The sequence below is a fragment of the Mediterranea sp. An20 genome (assembly GCF_002160055.1).
Lineage (GTDB): Bacteria > Bacteroidota > Bacteroidia > Bacteroidales > Bacteroidaceae > Bacteroides > Bacteroides avicola.
On the sequence record NZ_NFJV01000032.1, the window covers coordinates 19,469 to 38,668 of the forward strand.

The following is a 19,200-nucleotide window of genomic DNA, read 5'->3' on the forward strand; positions in this document are numbered from 1 at the left end:
CGATATGTACCCGCAAATTATTTGTCACGTAATGAGTTCCGTAGATGGCCGGCTGCTGACCAACCGCTGGACGGAACCGTTCAATGGAAAAAACAAGGGCGAATTGATGGGCATCTATGCTGCCATTGGTCGCCAGTTGAATACCGATGTTTGGATGTTCGGCAAGAACACGTTGTGTGAAGGCTATTTCCCAAAGAAATTTCATACGCAGGACACCACGCCGTTAGCTCATCCTGCACCGTTTATTGCCGAGCGCACTTCAACCCGTCTCTTTGTGGTAGCCGACCCGGATGCGGACATTCTCTATGAATCCGCTACCGTAAGGGGCGACAGCATCGTCTGCATCCTGCCTGAAACGGCTCCTGCGTTCTATTTGGAGTATCTTCAGAAGAAAGGAATCTCCTATCTGTTTGCCGGATCAAAAGGCGATGACCTCCGCACGGCGATGCATACATTGGCGGAGACCTTTGGCGTGGAATCACTCTCGCTGCAAGGCGGAGGCATCATAGACGGTGCGTTCCTGCAAGCCGGACTGATAGACGAGTTGAGCCTTGTCATATATCCGGGCATCGACGGTTCAGCAGGCTCCACATCCATCTTCCATTATATTGGCAAAGGAAATCCCTCGCAAGGGCAGTCGCTTGAACTGCTATCTGTGAAAGAGATGGAGGACGGGGTGGTTTGGTTACGATATAAGTTCCATAAAAACAGTTGAGAAGTATGTTACGCAAAATCAGACTGACGCTCGCCGTCCTGTTCTTCACCGCCGTCACGCTGTTGTTCCTCGACTTCACGGGGACGCTGCACGCTTGGTTGGGCTGGACGGCCAAAATACAGTTCCTGCCTGCGCTCTTGGCGTTGAATGTGGGAGTTGTGGTGTTCCTCGTGCTGCTGACACTTGCCTTCGGACGGGTGTACTGCTCAATCATTTGTCCATTAGGCGTGATGCAGGACATCATCGCTTGGGTGGGCAAGAAACAGAAAAAGAACCGTTACGGCTATTCTCCCGCCAAATCGTGGTTGCGGTATAGTGTGCTGGCGGTCTTCATCATTGCGATGATAGCCGGGATTGGCTCATTAGTGGCATTGCTCGCGCCGTACAGTTCATACGGGCGGATAGCCGGCAACCTGTTCGCCCCGATATACGGCTGGGGGAACAACCTGCTCGCTTATTTTGCGGAGCGAGCCGACAGTTACGCCTTCTATGAAACGGAGGTGTGGCTGAAAAGCCTGCCGACCTTCTTTATCGCTTTGCTCTCCTTTATTATAATAGGAGTATTGGCGTGGCGGAACGGACGGATTTACTGCAATACTATCTGTCCGGTAGGTACGGTGCTGGGGTTCCTTGCCCGTTTCTCGTGGTTGAAGCCGGTGATTGACAAGGACAAATGCGTAAACTGCAAACTGTGTGCCCGGAATTGCAAGGCGGCTTGTATCGACATCGCCAACCATCGGATTGATTACAGCCGTTGCGTGGCTTGTATGGATTGCATCGGAAAATGCCATAAGGGAGCCATCAGCTACAAGCATCCGGCAAAGGAAGCCGCACAACCGAAAGCTGCTGAATCTAAAATTTCAGCAGAGCAAATCAACGATGCCCGCCGCTCGTTTCTGACCGCCACGGCTTTGGTTGCCACAACTGCCGCGTTAAAGGCACAGGAAAAGAAAGTGGACGGAGGCTTGGCGATTATCGAGAGCAAGAAAATCCCCGACCGCAAGACCCCGATAGTGCCACCGGGAGCATTGAGCGCACGCGACTTCGCCCGGCATTGCACCGCCTGCCAGCTCTGCGTGTCGGTATGCCCCAACGGGGTACTTCGCCCGTCCACCGACCTGACGAAGCTGATGCAGCCAGAAATGGGTTATGAGCGTGGCTACTGCCGACCGGAATGTACGAAGTGCAGCGAAGTCTGTCCTGCCGGAGCTATACGCCCGATAACCGCAGCGGAGAAATCCGCCACGCAGATAGGACACGCCGTATGGGTCAAGGAGAATTGTGTGCCGCTGACCGATGGCGTGGAGTGCGGCAACTGTGCCCGCCATTGTCCGACGGGAGCCATACTGATGATACCCTCGGATGCCGCCAATCCCGATTCGCCCAAGATTCCGGCCATCAACGTGGAGCGTTGTATCGGCTGCGGGGCTTGCGAGAACCTTTGTCCGGCACGTCCGTTCAGCGCGATTTACGTGGAAGGGCACGAGGTGCACAGGGAGATATAAGATGAGGTCGGACTTGATGTACCATCAGTCCGGACTTCATCCTACATCACATCCGGACTGATGTAGGATAAGTTCCGGACTCATCTCAGGATAGTTGGCAAGGCTAAAAATCTTCCGCAAGCACCATTGTCGCCCGTCGACAGCACTTATAATTTTCTGCAAGCACTGTCGTCGCTGGCGACAACGCTTGAAATTTTCCGCAAGTGCTTTCGTCAGCCTACGACGGTGCTTATAATTTTCCGCAAGGGCTGTCGGAGGCCCAGATAAGGCAAGAAATAAATTGTAATTACAAAATGCAGATATATGGAGAACAAAAACAACAGAACAATCTCCCGCCGCGACTTCTTCAAGATAGCGGGAGCGGCTGGAATGGCGACCGCAGGACTGACGGCTTGTGGTGATAGGCAAGGCTCATTAACATCAGCCAATGCAGGCGAACCCGGCGGAGAGATGACCTACCGGACGCTGACGGGTGACCGTGTGTCGCTGCTCGGCTACGGCTGTATGCGCTGGCCGATGATGCCCAATCCCGACGGCGAGGGGCAAGTGGTGGACCAAGAAGAAGTAAACCGGCTGGTGGACTATGCGCTGGCGCACGGCGTGAACTATTTCGACACCGCGCCGCCTTATTGTCAGGGGCTGTCGGAGGAAGCGACGGGCATTGCCCTCAGCCGACATCCGCGCGACTCGTATTACATTGCCACGAAGATGTCCAACCACCGCCTCTACGGGGCAGGGCTTCGTGGCAAGGAGTTGCACGATGCCAGTGTGAAGATGTACCGGGATTCGTTCAAGCACCTGCGGACGGATTATTTCGATTACTACCTGTTCCACATCCTCGGCACGGGCGCGGGAATGGAGGAAATGCGCGGACGGCTGTACGATTGCGGCATTGCCGACTTCATCCTCAAAGAGAAAGAGGCGGGGCGCATCCGCAAGCTGGGCTTTTCGTTCCACGGCGATGTGCGGGTGTTCGACTATATGTTGCAGGAATCCGGCATACCGTGGGATTTTGTGCAGATACAGCTCAACTACCTTGACTGGCGGCACGCATCGGGCATCAACGTCAATGCCGAATACCTCTACGGCGAACTGGCGAAGCGGAACATCCCCGCTGTCGTTATGGAACCGCTGTTGGGCGGACGGCTCTCCAAAGTACACGACCACATCGTCACCAAGTTGAAACAGCGTGAATCCGGGCAGAGCGTGGCATCGTGGGCGTTCCGCTTCGCCGGAAGTTTTCCCGGTGTGCTGACTGTCCTCAGCGGTATGACCTATATGGAGCATCTGCAAGACAACCTGCGCACTTATTCGCCTCTGCATCCCCTGTCGGAAGATGAGTTCGCCTTCCTGCAAGAAACGGCAAACCTGATGGTGCAGTATCAGACCATCCCTTGCAACGACTGCAAGTATTGTATGCCTTGCCCTTACGGAATAGACATACCCGCCATCCTGCTGCATTACAACAAATGTATCAACGAGGGGAATATGCCCCGCAGCGGTCAGGACGAGGACTACCGCCGTGCCCGCCGCGCTTTCCTTGTCGGTTACGACCGCAGCGTGCCGAAGCTCCGCCAAGCCAACCACTGTATCGGGTGCAACCAGTGTTCGCCCGACTGTCCGCAAGGCATCGACATCCCCAAGGAGATGCAACGGATTGACCACTTTGTGGAACGGTTGAAGCAAGATAATCTGTAACACCTAAAATTATATAGAGATATGAAAACTAACAAGTACATTCTGTTCTGCCTTTTCCTGCTGTATTTGGCTCCGGCAAAGGCTATCAACATTCCGAAAGATGAAAACAAGTATGTAACCATCAGCGGTACGGTAAAAGACAAGTCGGACAAGCGGGTCTTGTCTTACGCCAATGTGTCCATCGCCGGAAGCACGGAGTCCACCGTGACCAATGCCGACGGCGAATTTACGTTCAAGGTGAAAGAACCGGTAGGCAATACCACGCTCGAAGTGTCGCATTTGGGTTACGCCAATGCCCGTATCCGTCTGAAAGAAGGAGATTCGGACTTATCCACCGTCTGGCTTACACCCTCCACGTTGATGCTGAATGAGGTTGTCGTCAGCGGACGCAATCCGCGCGAGTTGGTAGAGGAAGCTATCCGGAAAATACCTGCCAATTACAGTACCGTGGCCGACCGACTGACTGGTTTCTATCGGGAAACCTCCCGCAAGCGCAGACGCTACATCAACATTGCCGAAGCCGTCATCGACTTACACAAGACACCCTACACGCAAGATGCCGGCCACGACCGGGTACGTATCCTCAAAGGCCGTCGCCTGCTTAGTCCGAAGGCAAGCGATACTTTAGCCGTAAAGCTATTGGGCGGGCCTAACGCATCCATTTATCTGGATGTGGTGAAGAATCCTGACTTGTTGCTCAGTCCCGAAGTTCTCCCGTGCTATGACTTCCATTTTGAGGAACCGACCGCCATCGACCAGCGTCCGCAATACGTGGTGAGCTTCACGCCCAACCGCAAACTGCCTTACGCCCTCTATTACGGCAAGTTTTACATCGACAAGGAACGCCTCTCCTTCACCCGTGCCGAGTTCTTCCTCGACACGAGCGACCGTTACAAGGCTACGCAAGCCATCCTGCACAGTAAACCTTTCGGCTTGCGCTTCAAACCTGTGGAAGTAGCTTATCAGGTCAATTACACCGACCACGATGGCAAGACCTACCTGAGTTATGTCCGCAACGAACTCCGTTTCAAATGCGATTGGCGGCGCAGGCTGTTCTCCACCAGCTATGCTGTTGTATCAGAAATGGTAGTAACGGACATCAAGCCGTCCACCACCGATATTCCCATCCGTGAAGCCTTCGGGAAAGACCAAATTCTTTCCGATGATGCCTCGCTGTTCTTCGACAAGGGCTTTTGGGGAAATTACAACATCATCAAGCCGGAGGAATCGTTGGAGAAGGCGGTGGGTAAGTTGCGAAAGATACAAGAGAAATAAAGTTTCAATCAAATGAAATTAAATCAGAAAATATTATTGGGCTATGTGTTATTACTGCTTATTATTGGTAGTATGGTAGGTGTTATTGTATATGAACGTAAGCGTATGCGTAATATTGAAATGGGTGTAAGTGAGATACAACAGGTACGCCGCGACATCAACACCGCCCACCGCCATATCACCCAGCTTGCCCTGTTGGGCGAGGGTGTCATTGGGTGGAATGATACGGATTATCGTAATTATCATAACCAACGACTGCATACAGACAGTTTGTTGCGAGCTTTGAAGCTCCATTGCATGACGTATGTACATCCAGAACAGATAGACACTCTTTGTACCCTGCTATCAGATAAGGAACTTCACTTGTGCCATATCATGGAAGCGATAGAACAGCAAGGCGAAGCGGACAGCCTTTTGGTGAACCACCTGCCCGAAGTAGCAAAGCGAGCAACACGTATTCGTACCGTGAAACAGAAGAAAAGCGGACTGGCAGGAGTGTTCGGAGGTAAGAAAACCGTTCAGGTACTCCCTTCCGCCAAAGAATTGCACCAGTTCAGCGACAGCTTGATAGCCCTGCAACTGCGGCAAACGGCGGAAATGGATGCCTACGCCGACAGTCTGCGCAACCGCAACAGGACACTGAACATCCAACTGAACAGATTAATCGGTGACCTTGATATACAGGCGCAAAACGCTTTTGTTCAGCGTGAACGGGAAATAGCCGAGGCGCAGGCGTTGTCCGTGCGGCTGTTCACCGCCACCATATCCGCCGCCATCATCCTGCTGTTCCTGTCGTACCTCGCCATCCACCGGGAAATGAAACGCAACGACAACGAGCGGAAGCGGCGCGAGAAGCTCATCGGCGAGTTGCAGGAGAGCAACGAAGAGAATGAGAAGCTAATCAAGCTGCGGCGTAACCTCATCCAGAACGTCACCCACGAACTGCGCACCCCATTGACCGCCATCAGCGGCAACGCCGAACTGCTACAGAACGACACGGAAGCGGACAGCCGGATGCGCCACGCACAGACCATCCACGATGCCGCTAGACGCATGGCTTGGATGATTAACAGCCTGCTTGTGTATTTCCGACTGGACAGCGGCAAGGAAACGCCAAGTATCAAGCCGTTCAAGCTATGCTCCATCGCCGAGACCTTGAAAACGGAATTTGCGCCTTTGGCGAAAGGTAAACAACTCACATTCACGGTGAAAAAACAAGCGGACGAGATAGTAGGCGGCGACAAGAACCGCATCCTGAGCATCGGCGGTAACCTGCTATCCAATGCCATCAAGTTTACACAAAGCGGAACAGTCACATTAAGTACCGATTATAAGAACAATGTCTTCACGTTAGTAGTGGAAGACACTGGTACGGGCATAACAAAGGAACAGCAACAGCGGATATTCATCCCTTTTGAGCGGCAGGGCAATGCCGTGACGGAAGACGGCTTCGGGCTGGGGCTTGCCATCGTAGCCGATACGGTGAAACTGCTGAAAGGAAGCATCACAGTGGAAAGCGAACCGGGCAAGGGAAGCCGTTTCACCGTGAGCCTTCCTTTGCCTAAGGCGGAGGAAACAACGGCCATCGAAAAGACAAACGCTCAACGTTCCACGCTCTCCGGCTGCTCCGTGCTGGCGATAGACAACAACGGGATGTTGCTGGACATGATGAAGGAAATGTATAAGCAAAGCGGCGTGGAGTGCGACACCTGCCTGACGGTGGATAAACTGACAGACCTGATGCGCACAAAGGATTACGACCTGCTGATAACCGACCTGAAGATGCCGGAGGTAAACGGCTACGAGGTATTGGAACTGATGCGCACATCGGAAATCGGCAACTCGCAGACCATCCCCGTTGTTGCCGCCACCGCCGCAGGCTACGTGGAGGAAGAGGAACTGAAAAGGAAAGGTTTTGCTGCCGTGCTATACAAGCCCTATTCCATAGACGAACTGCTTGCCGTCACGGAAAACTGCATCGAGCGGAACAAAACAAGCCGCATAGACCTCTCGCCTCTGCTCGCTTTCGGTGACAAACGGCGCACATTGGAAAAGTTAGTGACCACTACGCAATCCAACATGGAGGAAGTGCGCAAGGCGGAGGAAGCAAAGGACATGAAGGCGTTGGATAACTGGGTACATCATTTGAGAAGCTCGTGGATGCTGATAAAGGCGGAACAGCCGCTGAAAGTGCTGTATGATGTTATCCATAAGGAGAGCGTATCGGATGAAGAATTGAGTACAGCCGTAGGTGCAGTATTGGCACAAGGTGAGTTGATAGTTGATTTGGCAAGAAAGGAGGCGGAACGATGGGCAGAATAATCGTCATTGAGGACAACATCATCTATTCCGACTTTGTGTGCCGCCTGTTGGAAAACAAGGGATACCAAAGTGTAGCCACTTCCACCTGCAACGGCGCACGGAAGCTGTTTGCAAAGATGCAGGAGGACGACATCGTGCTTGCCGACATGCGCCTGCCCGACGGTGACGGCATCGCCCTGCTGGAAGAACTGCGGAAGCAAGGCAGGAACAATCCCTACATCGTCATGACCGACTATGACGAAGTGCCCACCGCCGTCCGGTCTATGAAATTGGGTGCGGAGGACTACATCCCGAAGAAGCTGATTGAGGACAACCTATTTCCGCTCCTGAAAACCTTACGGAAAAGGATGGAGCGGCACGAAGCACCGATTTACGAGCGGCAGAGCGCGGCTTTCCGTGAGATAGACCACAAGATAAAGCTGGTTGCCACCACCAACATGAGCGTCCTGATACTGGGCGAGAGCGGCACGGGCAAGGAACACATAGCCGAGAAGATACACGCAAGGAGCAAACGGTCGGCGGGGCCATTCATACCCGTGGATTGCGGACTGCTGTCGAAAGAGCTTGCTGCATCCGCCCTGTTCGGACACGAGAAAGGGGCGTTCACGGGAGCCGAAAGCAAGAAGCAAGGCTTTTGGGAGGAAGCCGCCGGAGGCACGTTGTTCCTCGACGAGATAGGCAACCTGCCACCGGAAGTGCAACAGATGCTGCTCCGTGCGCTGGAAGCCAAACGGTACAGACCCACGGGCGGCAGCAAGGACAAGAAAGCCGATGTGCGTATCATCGCCGCTACCAACGAGGAATTGCAGACCGCCATCGCCGAAAAGCGTTTCCGGGCTGACCTCTACCAACGGTTGAAGGAATACACCCTGCATATACCGCCATTGCGTGAATGCAAGGAGGACATTATGCCATTAGCTGACTTCTTCCGGCAACTTGCCAACGAGGAATTTGAGAAGCAGGTGAAAGGCTTTGACGCGGAAGCGAAGAAACAACTGCTTGCATACACATGGGGCGGCAACGTGAGGGAACTGAAACGGGTCGTGCGCATGGCGGTGCTGCATACAGAAGGCAATACGGTCACGGCGGACACGTTTGATTTTGACGAAATGCCGCCGGCGGCTGATGATATTTTGTCATTAAGCGACATGGAAAAGACGCGGATACTCCGTGCCTTGGAACAGTCAAAGGGCAACCGCACGTTGGCAGCAAAATTACTCGGCATCGGGCGTACCACCCTGTACAACAAGATAGACGCATACGGAATAGAATAGAAAATAGTAAAAAAATGAAAGGAATTACAGGAAAAAGGCTACCTTTGTAGCAACATTTGAGAAAAATCGGGTGTGGAAAGTAAAGATTTCTGCCCGATGAAGATATAGTATAGAATAAGACCGCAAGGCGTTTCAAGCGAAAATCTGGTAAATTGGAACTACAGAGGCGATTGCGTGATGCTTATGCTATGCCTTGGCATAGCGTGCAGTCACGTACTCTCTGTAAAGGCTTTACCAGAGCCGTCGCTTGAAAGTAGTGTGCATTGCACGCTATTTTTGTCGGCTTCGGTCATAACCACTAAAAAAGACCGAATGGGAAAAGTCGTATTATTCGCCGTCCTCACGATGGACGGATGCCTTGCGGACAGTTCAGGGGAAGCGCAGAAATGGCTTTCCAAGACCGACACGCCGGACAGGTTCGGGATTGCCGAAATGAAGGAAACCGCCCGTCCGCTTTCCGAATACACCTCACTCACCATGCTGGTGCTTGACAAGACCTCTGCAACCTATTTCATAGAAGCCAATACCACCACCGCAAGCATCATCAACGGCATGGCTCGGATGCACCTGCTGGATGAAATCATCCTCTGCACAATACCCGTCATTGCAGGGAATGGCTGCCGCCTGTTCCTTGGGGATTTGTCCGAAAGCGAATGGGTACGGGACGGAATAAAGGCGTACAAGGACGGCTCGCTGAAAGCCGTGTACCGCAAGAGCGATGGCGCAAGTGTTCAGAAAACGGACGCTTCCCTGCTCAAAAGACTGTTCAGATTATGAACAGGTGTTCATAATCTGAACACTTCCGGAAATCCTTTTTGGGGTATCCAAAATTATTTTCATCAAACATATCCCTGTCTATCAGCCTGTTGCAAAACAAACCGCAAAAAAACTCTCTCCGTTGGACTGCCGTTTGCCCGATAGTTTTATGTGCGCACACTTCAACCCAAGTGTAACAACATAAAACTGAAGAAAAATGGAACATCTCATATTGACGGAAACGGAGTTTTTCCGGTTGATAGACAACCCCGAAAGCCGCAACGGGCTAAGTGCGGCATACAACGAGTTCGTAGCAACGGTCATTTCGCTCTGCACGGGAGCGGCAAGCCCCTGCCATCCGTTGCCCGCGTTGAGCTATGCGGAAACGGAACTGCAATACCACAAAGCCCTGCAAGATACGGGCACCCACCACAGCGTGTACGTGCGCAAAGCCCTCGCCTTCGTGCGCAAGATGCTGAAGCACATTTCCATGCCACATAGCCAAGTGCCGCCACTATCCTTCATCCCCTCCCAAGACGAAAAGAAAAATGACATACCTGCCGATGCCCCTTCCATGCGGTGGACGGGCAGCACCGTGGACCTGATAGAACTGCTGTACGGACTTGACACATTGAAATATATCAATGGAGGAGAAACCGGCATGGGGGAACTGTTGGGGCACTTCTCCCGTATATTCGGGCTGGAAATCAAAGACAGCCAATGCTATAACACCTATGCCGCCATCAAGGGACGGAAAAACGGCAGCCGCACCTATTTCTTTGACCGGGCTTCGGAGAAACTGAACCAGCGTATGGTGCAAGACGAAGAACGGGAACGGATGCGGAAAAGATAAACCATGTTCTTTTGTATATTTCCTTTTGAGTTGGGGCAAGGGGGCGCGTGAAGCGTCTCCTTGCCTGTTTTTTATACGTCTCCATGAAGAAAAGGCTATTTCTTGTCTGTTTTCTCCATGAAAAAGGTTACTTTTGTATCCATCATCGCCCTTAGATGGAAAAAGCTAAGGCTCGCCACTTCAAGAAGTGGCTCAATTTTATAATGCACATACAGAATGGAAACATATAAGAAACCGCCTTTGAGCTACACGGAACAAGTCGCCCTTTTGCAGTCAAGGGGCATGTCTGTTCCGGACATACCGCGGGCGGAAAGACTGCTCGCCAACATCAGCTATTACCGGCTCAGTGCCTATATGCTGCCCTATATGAAAAAGGAGAACGGCACAATCATTGACAGTTTCAAGGAAGGCACGACATGGGATATGGTGTATGACTTGTACGTGTTTGACCGAAAATTACGCCTGCTCGTATTCGATGCCATTGAACGGCTGGAAATAGCCATCCGGACACAAATCATTTATCAGTTGAGCCACAAATACGGTTCCCATTGGCAAGATAATCCTTCCATATTCAAAGCTCCGGAACGACGTGTGTTGCGTGACGGCTCCATCGTGACATTCGATGTGTATGCCGAAATCCAGAAACATATCAGCGACCAATTGCACAGTAACCGGGCTGAGGTGTTCATCCAGCACTACCGGAACAAATATGACAATCCGGTCAATCCCCCTTCGTGGATGAGTGTGGAAATCATGTATTTCAATCACCTGTCACGTATCTGTACGGGATTGAAGAGCAGGGCGGACATCAACGGCATAGCCGATTATTTCGGCTTGCCTCCAAAGACATTCTGCTCATGGCTGCATACCATGAACTACGTGCGCAACTTGTGCGCCCACCATGCAAGGCTTTGGAATAGGGAAATGAGCATCGTGCCTGAAAAACTGCATTTTTCCAAAAGGCTGGTATGGATAAGCAATCCTGATACGGTACAGCGTGGCAAGGTGTATTATTTCTTCTGTATGTTGGGATACCTCTTACAGACAGCCAATCCCACTTCTTCATTCAAGGATAGGCTGAAAGCGTTGGTCGATGAATATAAAGGCGTAGCGTCACTTTCCGCAATGGGCTTTGCCGAAGGTTGGGAAAACGAAAAAATCTGGAAATAGTCATTTTTCCGGCTTCATGCGCTTGCCATTCAAGAAAAAATGCCTACCTTTGCATCACAAGATTAACAAGACAGTTATAAACTAAAAGATAATAAGCCTCCCAGGCGAGCCGCAAGGCAGCATACTTGGGGGGCGTTCTTCATTATAAGGGAAAATCCGTAACCCGGTCTGAAAAGAACAGCCGAGTTACGGATTTTCCTTTTTTCGCCTGTGGCGTTTTTTACTTGCCCTGCAAGAGGTGTTGCAGTTCCGGGTCGGACTGGATGCGCTGCAACTCGTCGGCGACAATCTGCCGTACCTCGGCACGGATGCGGTTGTAGTTCTCCTGAATCATCTCCTTCATGCGGTCGTTGCCGTCGGCATCGGTGAAGTCCGTGATGACGGGGATAGGCTTGTATGCCTGTTCCTCGCGTTTCACCTTTTCGGCATCCACCACTATTTCGCAATGAAAGATTTTCTGCTCGATGCGCTCATTGAAGTTGTCCGCCACCGCGCCGACGAACATGCCCTGCGTGAGTGTGGAAATCTTGCTCGCCGGGATAAGGCTCTCCATCTGCGTGTTGATGGAGGTGGATTTGTCCTCACGGTTGATGGTGATGCTCTGCCGCTTCTGCAAGATTTTGCCGAAACGCTCCGAAAGGTTTTTGGCGGTCTCGCCCACCACCTGACCGGAGAAGATGTTGCCCACCGTGTTCATCACTACGGCGGCTTCCTTGTCGCCGTAGTCGCGCTTCAACTGTGAGAAGTCCTGAAAACCGAGGCAGACAGCCACCTTGTTGCTTCGGGCGGTGGCGATAAGGTTGTCCAGCCCCTTGAAGTAAATGGTGGGCAGCTCGTCAATAATCACCGCCGACTTCAGCTTGCCCTTTTTGTTGATGAGCTTCACGATGCGTGAATTGTACAAGCCCAATGCCGCGCCGTAAATGTTCTGGCGGTCGGGATTGTTACCGACACAGAGTATTTTCGGCTCGTCGGGATTGTTGATGTCGAGGGTAAACTCGCTGTCGGACATGACCCAATAGAGCTGCGGGGAAATCATGCGGGATAGCGGTATCTTCGCCGACGCTATCTGCCCGGCAAGCTGTTCCATTGCGCCGCCTTGCCATGCGTCCATAAACGGGGAAAGGTAATTTTCCAACTCCGGATAGCTGGTGAGAATAGGAAACACGTCCTCGTAACGGCGGTTCAAGAGTTCAATGGCATGGGGAAAGGTGCAATACTTACCGTCCTTGTAGATGCGCAAAAACCATATCACAGCGGCAAACAGGATAATCGGAGACTCCACAAAGAAGTCGCCCTGTTTCTGCACCCAAGTCTTGTTCAAATTGAGCATTATCGTGTAGGCACTCTCATAGGCATCGGTGATGTCCTCCATGAAATCGGGGTGAATGGGATTGCAGCGGTGCGAGCGGCGCGGGTCGTCGAAGTTTATCACGTAGAACTTCGGCTTGACCTTATATCCCTCCGGGTGGTTCATCAGGTGGTTGTAGGCAATGGTCGATAAGTCGCTGAATTTGAAATCATAGATATACATTGAATAACCTTTCTCAATCTGTTGCTTGATAAAACTGTTTACCACGGCATACGACTTTCCGCTGCCCGGCGTGCCCAGCACGATGGACGCACGGAACGGGTTTACCACGTTGATGTACCCGTCGTTCCACTTCTTCCTGTAATAGAAGCGTGTGGGCAGGTTCACCGAATACTCGTTTTCGATGAGCCGCGTTTCCTGCATGAAGCTCTCGTTTTCCACGTTGAACACGTCTTCCATGAGGTTGGTGCGCAGAAGGCGGCTCATCCATGTGCCGGACATCAGCAGGCAGACATAGCCCGCCGCAACGGTGGCGGTGTACAATGCCGCGTTTGCCTCTACGGGCAACGGCAGGGACAATATCCACCAGTTCAGAAAAAACAGCACCAGCCCTGCGGCAAGCACCGTCCAAATCCTTCCCCACGTGATTTTTTCCTCCTTGACACCTTTCGTGCCCAGACACGAGAGTGCCAGCAGCGCCAACGCAAAGAGTTTCGTATAAAGGATGGAGCGGAACAATCCTGCGGTACGGTCGAAGTTCAACAGTACCCTGTCCACCACGCCGATGTCGATACCCCACAGCCTTACGGCTTCATAACAATACCAATAGAGGTGGATGACCACCAGTAAAATGCTTACGGCACGCAGAAAATCCATGATTTTCGCCAATGCCCTCAAATCGTCTTCCTGTTGTGACATAAATCTGTTTCTGTTTTTAAGTTGAACAATATCTCCGCAAGGCACGGTACGGAGGCGAGCATACATCACCCCGGACTTCATGGTACATGAGGCCGGACTTGATGTAGGATGAAGTCCGACCTCATCCCCTATGCCCTGCGGAGGGATAAATTACAGCCCCAAACCCTTGCGGCGTTTCTTCCGCCTGTGTTTGAGGTCACGCTCAAAGGCGGCTTCCTGAGCCTGTGCGCCCGACGCATCGCCACCGAGCAGCCCCAAGCCGGTGGAGTGCCCCTCGTCGTGTTCCTCATAGGAACGGATGTCTGCCTGTGGCGTGTCCTCCGTAATGGTGAACGGTATCGGCGGAGTGCCGGCATACGGCAGGGTGAAATGCTCCTGCAAGGCGTTGGCGGAAAACTCCCTGCCCAAGCGTGAGCCGTTCAGCACGCAGCCCGTGCGGTGGTCGATGAAGGTCGCCCCGTAGATGCGCCCCTCGTCCGTGTGGCGGAACACCACATCCACGCCCTTTGCATGAAGCAGGGCGATGAACTCCTCCTTGCGGTATGTCCGGGCGAGCGCGGCGGCGACGGTCTTGCGTGTCCTGTCCGCCGGACGCTTGTCGCGGATCTGCCCTTTGGAAAATTCAAACCTGCGCCGCACAGCTTCATAGCCGACGGACTTCCCGATACGGGACGCCTTGAAAGGATTGCCCACCCTGTTCCCGGCATCGTCGGTGGCGGCATAGACCAGCCCGTGATACTCGCGCCCGTCCACGTTGCCACGGGCTTCCTCCACCGTGACGTTGTAGAGGGAGAGCAGGGCGCGGTATTCGCCCATCGTCTGGAACCTGTAAGCCGCCATGACCGCCTTGGCGGTGTTCGCCACCTGACGCTTCACGTCGCCCTGCGAAACGTCCACTTTCCGCAAGGGGTTGTCATGGCGGTGCTGCCTGCGGTCGGCGGGGTGCAGGCCGTACTTGCGTTCCAGTTCGGTGGTGATACGCTTGCTGCGGCGGTGGATGAAGTCCTTGTTCAGCCGCCTGCCCCGCTCGTCCACATTGACGGAAACGATGTGCAGGTGGTGGCGTCCGATGTCCTCGTGTTTGAAGATAAGAAAAGGCTGGTCGCCGTAGCCCAGCTTTTCCAGATACTCCCGTGCGAGCTGTTCCATCTCCATGTCCGTCAGACGGTCGTCGGGATGCGGATTGAGGGAGATGTGGATGACCTTGTTCCGTGTACGCACGTTCTCCGGCATATAGCGCCGGAAGTCCTCCACGGCACGGGCGATGTCCACCCGCCCGCTGCCGTCGTCAAAGACCTTGTTCACGGCAAGCAGCTTCCCCTCACCCTCGTTCACCTTCATGCCGTTGTAGGCGAGCGCGCCGTACAGCGACGTTCCTACCGTGATTTTTGCGACCATCTTTCCTGAAACTCCCTTGACAGTTCAACGACCTGCCGCGTGATTGCGGCCAGTTCCTTCGTGCACTGCTCCAGCCTGTAGAGCAACGCCATCGCCTTCTTCTCGGAGAAATGGCAGCGCAGCTCCTTGACCACTTGGTTGTAATTGTTGCCCACCATGCGGTACTGCGCATGGAAAGCGGACAGCTTCGTGCAGTAGTCGAGCAGTGTCTTGTCCGTGACCAGCACCCGAAAGGGCTGCCCGAAGAAGTGCGCCTTCAGAAATACCGCCCTCGCCTCCACGCCGGACTTGCCGTGCATGGCGAGAAACCTGAGCCATTCCCCGTCATCGAAACGCACCATCACACAGTGCGACTTGCGGCTTTCACGTGGGTGCCGCCCCCACTTGGGCGTTTCCGCCCTGTCTTTCGTCTTGTTCTCGTTCATATTACAATGGATTTAGTGGTGTCACGGCATAAGCGCAGCTTCGGCATACGCACCGCAGGTGGAAACAGGCTTCCCGACTTCGGAGAGGAAGCCCCTCCCCGCAAGGGGCAAGGTCGTTTCGGGAGTAACCCGAAACCCTTTGAGTAACTCAAAGGACACCTTGCTGTGTCTTTGAGGACACAAAAATCCGTAGCAGACGGATTGAGTGTTACTCTTCCTCCTCCTTGCAAGACATAGTTCAAGCGAGCTTGACTCTGTTCTTGCTTCGTTCGTCGGTTGGGGATATACCTGTTATAACAATCCCATAAAGGTATCGGTCTCCCGATACCCTCCGGCTGCCCAAAAGAAGGACGGAGCCGGGGCCTGCGGTACGCGCCGGGAGCATTGCCCTGCCGCTTGGGTGCAAAGGTAGGGGGTAAATCCGGGTCGGAAAGGGGCTGAGGAACGCCACAGGCTACCACATCGGCGCCAAATGCTGCCACGCAAGGGGCAAGTGATACAAGTAAGCTGAAATACCTTTTCCTTTGCACACAGAAACAACGGACCAACGATTTGCAGAAATGAAAATGAACGGAAACAACCATGCAATGCGGCAAGTCCGCATGAACGGACAGAAACGAACTTTTACTGCGGCGCTGATTCATTGTCGTGCTGTTGTACGACAATGCGGAAACAGACCAAGAGCGCCATAAGCAAACAGCACCGTAACGGTACAAGGACAGGAATACGGGACGAAGCAAGCCAATGGAGCAGCAGACCTGTAACCCTTCATGGGTACATATCCGTGTACAGGTACGGGAAAAAAGGAATGAACAGGCGGCGCAACAGACCGCTACGGATTGAGAATAACAATAATTTGTAACAACAACGATTAAAACAAGCAGGAAAATGAACAAAGAAACATTCGTTGCTTTCGCAACACAGAAAGGCGGTGTCGGCAAATCGACCGTCACCGCTCTCGTAGCCAACTATGTCCACAACGTAATGGGTTACAATGTCGCCGTGATTGACTGTGATGAACCGCAGCACAGCATCGCCGGACTGCGTGACAAGGAAACTGCCCTCATTGAGCAGAACGACCGGATGAGAGCCATCGCCTGCGAGCATTTCCGCAAGTCGGGCCGCAAGGCGTTCCCGGTCATCCGCAGCAATGCAGTACAGGCATTGGACGATGCGGAAAGCCTGCTCGCAGAGGGTGACTATAAACCGGACATCGTGTTTTTCGACCTGCCCGGCACGCTGAAAAGCGACGGGGTAATCAAGACGCTCTCGCAAATGGACTACATTTTTACGCCCATCAGTGCGGACCGTTTCGTGGTGGAGAGCGCGTTGCAGTTCGTCATGATGTTCAATGACAACCTCGTGACTACCGGCATTGCCCGGACAAAAGCCATATCCCTGTTCTGGACCAAGGTGGACGGACGGGAACGGACAGACCTGTATGACCTCTACGGAAAACTGTTTGCCGAAAACAACTTCCATGTACTCGGCACCAAGTTGCCGGACAGCAAGCGCTTCCGCCGGGATATGTCCGACGACCGCAAGACGGTGTTCCGCTCGACCATCCTGCCTGCGGACAACGCCATGCTGCGGGGAAGCCGCATCAAGGAACTTGCCGAAGAAATCTGCGATGTCATTAAATCCTGAAGGTCATGGCAAGCCGCAAATTGAATACGGAAGGCATTGACGAGAACCTGCTGCTGGCTTCTATCGGCAAGTCCCGCCAAATGGCAGGCGCATCTCCGCCACCACAGCCAGACGGAACCGGCAGTGCCGGGGAGACACCCGCTAATGCAGGACAACCGTCAAAAATGAAGGGGCAGTACGAACAGGTGAAGGGGAAAAGCCGGGATTACGGACAGACTTTCCTCAAAGGGCATGAGTTGAAAACACGGAAATGTGTGTACATCAGTGCAGAAGCCCACGGCATCGTGTCCAAGATAGTGAACACCATCGCAGACAAGGAAATCACCGTAGGCGGCTATATCGACACGGTGCTCATGCGCCACTTTGAGGAGAATAAGGAGGAAATCAACAGCCTGTACAGACGTGACAGGGACGACCTCATCTGAGAACAGACAATTATTGTAAAACATTAGAAAAACGAAGACAATGAAACTGAGTATCAACATTTTCAGAAGAAAGCAGAAAGAAGAAGCCTACATAGGCAAGTACCTCACCCGCCGCAAGCCGGAAGGCTGTGCACAAAAAGCGGTATATATCAGCCGGGAGAACCATGAGGCGGTCAAGCGGATTGTGGGCATAGCCGGAGGGCACGGGATGACCATATCCGGGTACATTGACCGTATCCTTTCAGAACACCTTGAACAGCATGGGGAGGAACTGGAAAGCCTGAGCAGCCGGAAAAGACACGGAGTTGTCGAACAGATAACGATAAGCCAATGGTGACGCTACTTATTATCCTGATGATGGCGTGTAACCTGTGGATACTTTTTTACCTGACATGTGAGCGTAAGGAAGAACGGACCGGAGATTTTTCCGGCAAGGCAGGAAAGGAGGAACAACAGCAGAAACCTCTGGCTGACATCATGGGCAAAAGCCTGTTTCGGATGCCGGAAAGGACGCCACAAGCTACCACAACGGCGCCAAATGCTGCCACGACAGTCCGAAGTGAAGCAGTGGACGAAAAGGACGTTACCTTTGCCGACGAGTTGAAGGACACCGGAAACCATGCCGCAGAAAAGGACGCATCACGCCAAGTGCCTGACGAGGATTTGGACAAGGTATTCGAGGACAACCGCGCCTATGACACGGACGAGGACTTTGACGAGGAGCCACCGCAGGCAGGCGGAAGCACCTTTGACGAAATCGACCGTGCCGCAAAGACGGTGAAGGACGCAAGGGCGGAGGAAACCGATGTCCTGCAAGCGGGCAAGGTGTTCCATGAACTGGAAGGCACGGAGTTCTACAACATGTTCCGGCGTAACAACGCCCGGTACGAGGCAAGGGTGTCGGGAATGGTGGATGCCTATCTCGCAAGCATCCGTCCCGTGCAGAAGAGACCAAGGATGAAAGCGGCTGCGCAGAAGGAATACGAGAACTTCAACATCCGCGACTATGTATAACGAACAAGTAAAACGTAACAATGATGCGAAAAAAGAAAATCGACTACGGCTAAACTTCGGCTTGCCACCGAACCACTAAATCCACAAGCCGGCTTCATCCAAAGCCGCAAGAAGTAAAACAAGTATCAACCGCCAAAGGGACTATCCAACCCGGAGGCACAAAAAAGAAACGATTATGACAAAGACATTGAAGAAAAAACAAATCATTCTCGCAGCCATTCTGCTGGCTGCAAACATCTCAGCGTCCGCACAAGGCAACGGCATGGCGGGCATCACCGAAGCCACCAGCATGGTCACTTCATACTTTGACCCGGCGACGAAACTCATCTACGCCATCGGCGCTGTCGTCGGGCTTATCGGGGGCATCAAGGTATATGGCAAGTTCAGCGCCGGCGACCCCGACACCTCGAAGACCGCAGCAAGCTGGTTCGGGGCGTGCATCTTCCTGATTGTGAGCGCGACGATTCTCCGTTCGTTCTTCCTTTAATAAACG

General features: G+C 53.0%; 17 protein-coding genes and 1 pseudogene. 15 read left to right on the plus strand and 3 right to left on the minus strand.

The features are described 5' to 3' along the window. The first annotated feature begins 4 nt into the window (after positions 1 to 4). From B5F34_RS14765 to B5F34_RS14805, 9 genes are all read left to right on the plus strand, one after another. Complete coding sequence (locus B5F34_RS14765; protein WP_087340510.1) at positions 5 to 715, plus strand: dihydrofolate reductase family protein; 711 nt, start codon at positions 5 to 7, stop codon at positions 713 to 715. A gap of 5 nt (positions 716 to 720) precedes the next feature. Next, positions 721 to 2,220, plus strand: coding sequence for a 4Fe-4S binding protein (locus B5F34_RS14770; RefSeq protein WP_087340511.1), 1,500 nt, complete (start codon positions 721 to 723; stop codon positions 2,218 to 2,220). 303 nt (positions 2,221 to 2,523) lie between these two features. Continuing rightward, entirely contained in the window at positions 2,524 to 3,918 is a 1,395-nt protein-coding gene (locus B5F34_RS14775; RefSeq protein ID WP_087340514.1) for an aldo/keto reductase, read from the plus strand. Between the two features lie 21 nt (positions 3,919 to 3,939). Beyond that, a complete protein-coding gene (locus B5F34_RS14780) occupies positions 3,940 to 5,193 on the plus strand; it encodes a carboxypeptidase-like regulatory domain-containing protein (protein WP_072542190.1) in 1,254 nt (417 codons plus the stop codon). A 12-nt stretch (positions 5,194 to 5,205) separates the two neighbouring features. Then, entirely contained in the window at positions 5,206 to 7,515 is a 2,310-nt protein-coding gene (locus B5F34_RS14785; RefSeq protein WP_087340516.1) for a hybrid sensor histidine kinase/response regulator, read from the plus strand. After that, positions 7,503 to 8,789, plus strand: coding sequence for a sigma-54 dependent transcriptional regulator (locus B5F34_RS14790; RefSeq protein ID WP_072542192.1), 1,287 nt, complete (start codon positions 7,503 to 7,505; stop codon positions 8,787 to 8,789). Before B5F34_RS14785 ends, B5F34_RS14790 begins: the two co-directional genes overlap by 13 nt. A 312-nt stretch (positions 8,790 to 9,101) precedes the next feature. After that, positions 9,102 to 9,566, plus strand: coding sequence for a hypothetical protein (locus B5F34_RS14795; protein ID WP_239448991.1), 465 nt, complete (start codon positions 9,102 to 9,104; stop codon positions 9,564 to 9,566). A gap of 196 nt (positions 9,567 to 9,762) precedes the next feature. Further along, a complete protein-coding gene (locus tag B5F34_RS14800) occupies positions 9,763 to 10,398 on the plus strand; it encodes an RteC domain-containing protein (RefSeq protein WP_072542193.1) in 636 nt (211 codons plus the stop codon). 216 nt (positions 10,399 to 10,614) lie between these two features. Beyond that, positions 10,615 to 11,568, plus strand: coding sequence for an Abi family protein (locus B5F34_RS14805; protein WP_087340521.1), 954 nt, complete (start codon positions 10,615 to 10,617; stop codon positions 11,566 to 11,568). A 220-nt stretch (positions 11,569 to 11,788) separates the two neighbouring features. On the opposite strand, the gene mobC is transcribed toward B5F34_RS14805, so the two are convergent. The 3 genes from mobC to mobA form a co-directional block, all read right to left on the minus strand. After that, positions 11,789 to 13,798 (minus strand): conjugal transfer protein MobC, encoded by a 2,010-nt coding sequence (gene mobC, locus B5F34_RS14810; protein WP_087340524.1) that lies wholly within the window; start codon positions 13,796 to 13,798, stop codon positions 11,789 to 11,791. A 150-nt stretch (positions 13,799 to 13,948) separates the two neighbouring features. Then, entirely contained in the window at positions 13,949 to 15,196 is a 1,248-nt protein-coding gene (gene mobB, locus B5F34_RS14815) for a conjugal transfer protein MobB (RefSeq protein WP_087340526.1), read from the minus strand. Then, complete coding sequence (gene mobA / locus B5F34_RS14820) at positions 15,175 to 15,621, minus strand: conjugal transfer protein MobA (RefSeq protein ID WP_055220730.1); 447 nt, start codon at positions 15,619 to 15,621, stop codon at positions 15,175 to 15,177. The genes mobB and mobA overlap by 22 nt, the downstream gene beginning before the upstream one ends. A 6-nt stretch (positions 15,622 to 15,627) precedes the next feature. On the opposite strand from mobA, the gene B5F34_RS17625 reads away from it, so the two are divergent. From B5F34_RS17625 to B5F34_RS14850, 6 genes and pseudogenes are all read left to right on the plus strand, one after another. After that, positions 15,628 to 15,768 (plus strand): hypothetical protein, encoded by a 141-nt coding sequence (locus tag B5F34_RS17625; protein WP_162609347.1) that lies wholly within the window; start codon positions 15,628 to 15,630, stop codon positions 15,766 to 15,768. 714 nt (positions 15,769 to 16,482) lie between these two features. Then, positions 16,483 to 17,268: pseudogene (locus B5F34_RS14830) on the plus strand (ParA family protein); the annotation flags it as partial. 5 nt (positions 17,269 to 17,273) lie between these two features. Beyond that, entirely contained in the window at positions 17,274 to 17,693 is a 420-nt protein-coding gene (locus tag B5F34_RS14835; protein ID WP_087340529.1) for a DUF3408 domain-containing protein, read from the plus strand. Between the two features lie 40 nt (positions 17,694 to 17,733). Further along, positions 17,734 to 18,030 carry a DUF3408 domain-containing protein gene (locus B5F34_RS14840; RefSeq protein ID WP_072542201.1) on the plus strand — a complete coding sequence of 99 codons (297 nt, stop codon included), beginning with the start codon at positions 17,734 to 17,736 and terminating at the stop codon, positions 18,028 to 18,030. Next, entirely contained in the window at positions 18,024 to 18,707 is a 684-nt protein-coding gene (locus B5F34_RS14845) for a hypothetical protein (RefSeq protein ID WP_087340531.1), read from the plus strand. The genes B5F34_RS14840 and B5F34_RS14845 overlap by 7 nt, the downstream gene beginning before the upstream one ends. Positions 18,708 to 18,882: 175 nt before the next feature. Continuing rightward, a complete protein-coding gene (locus B5F34_RS14850) occupies positions 18,883 to 19,194 on the plus strand; it encodes a DUF4134 domain-containing protein (RefSeq protein WP_087340533.1) in 312 nt (103 codons plus the stop codon). Positions 19,195 to 19,200 lie beyond the last annotated feature (6 nt).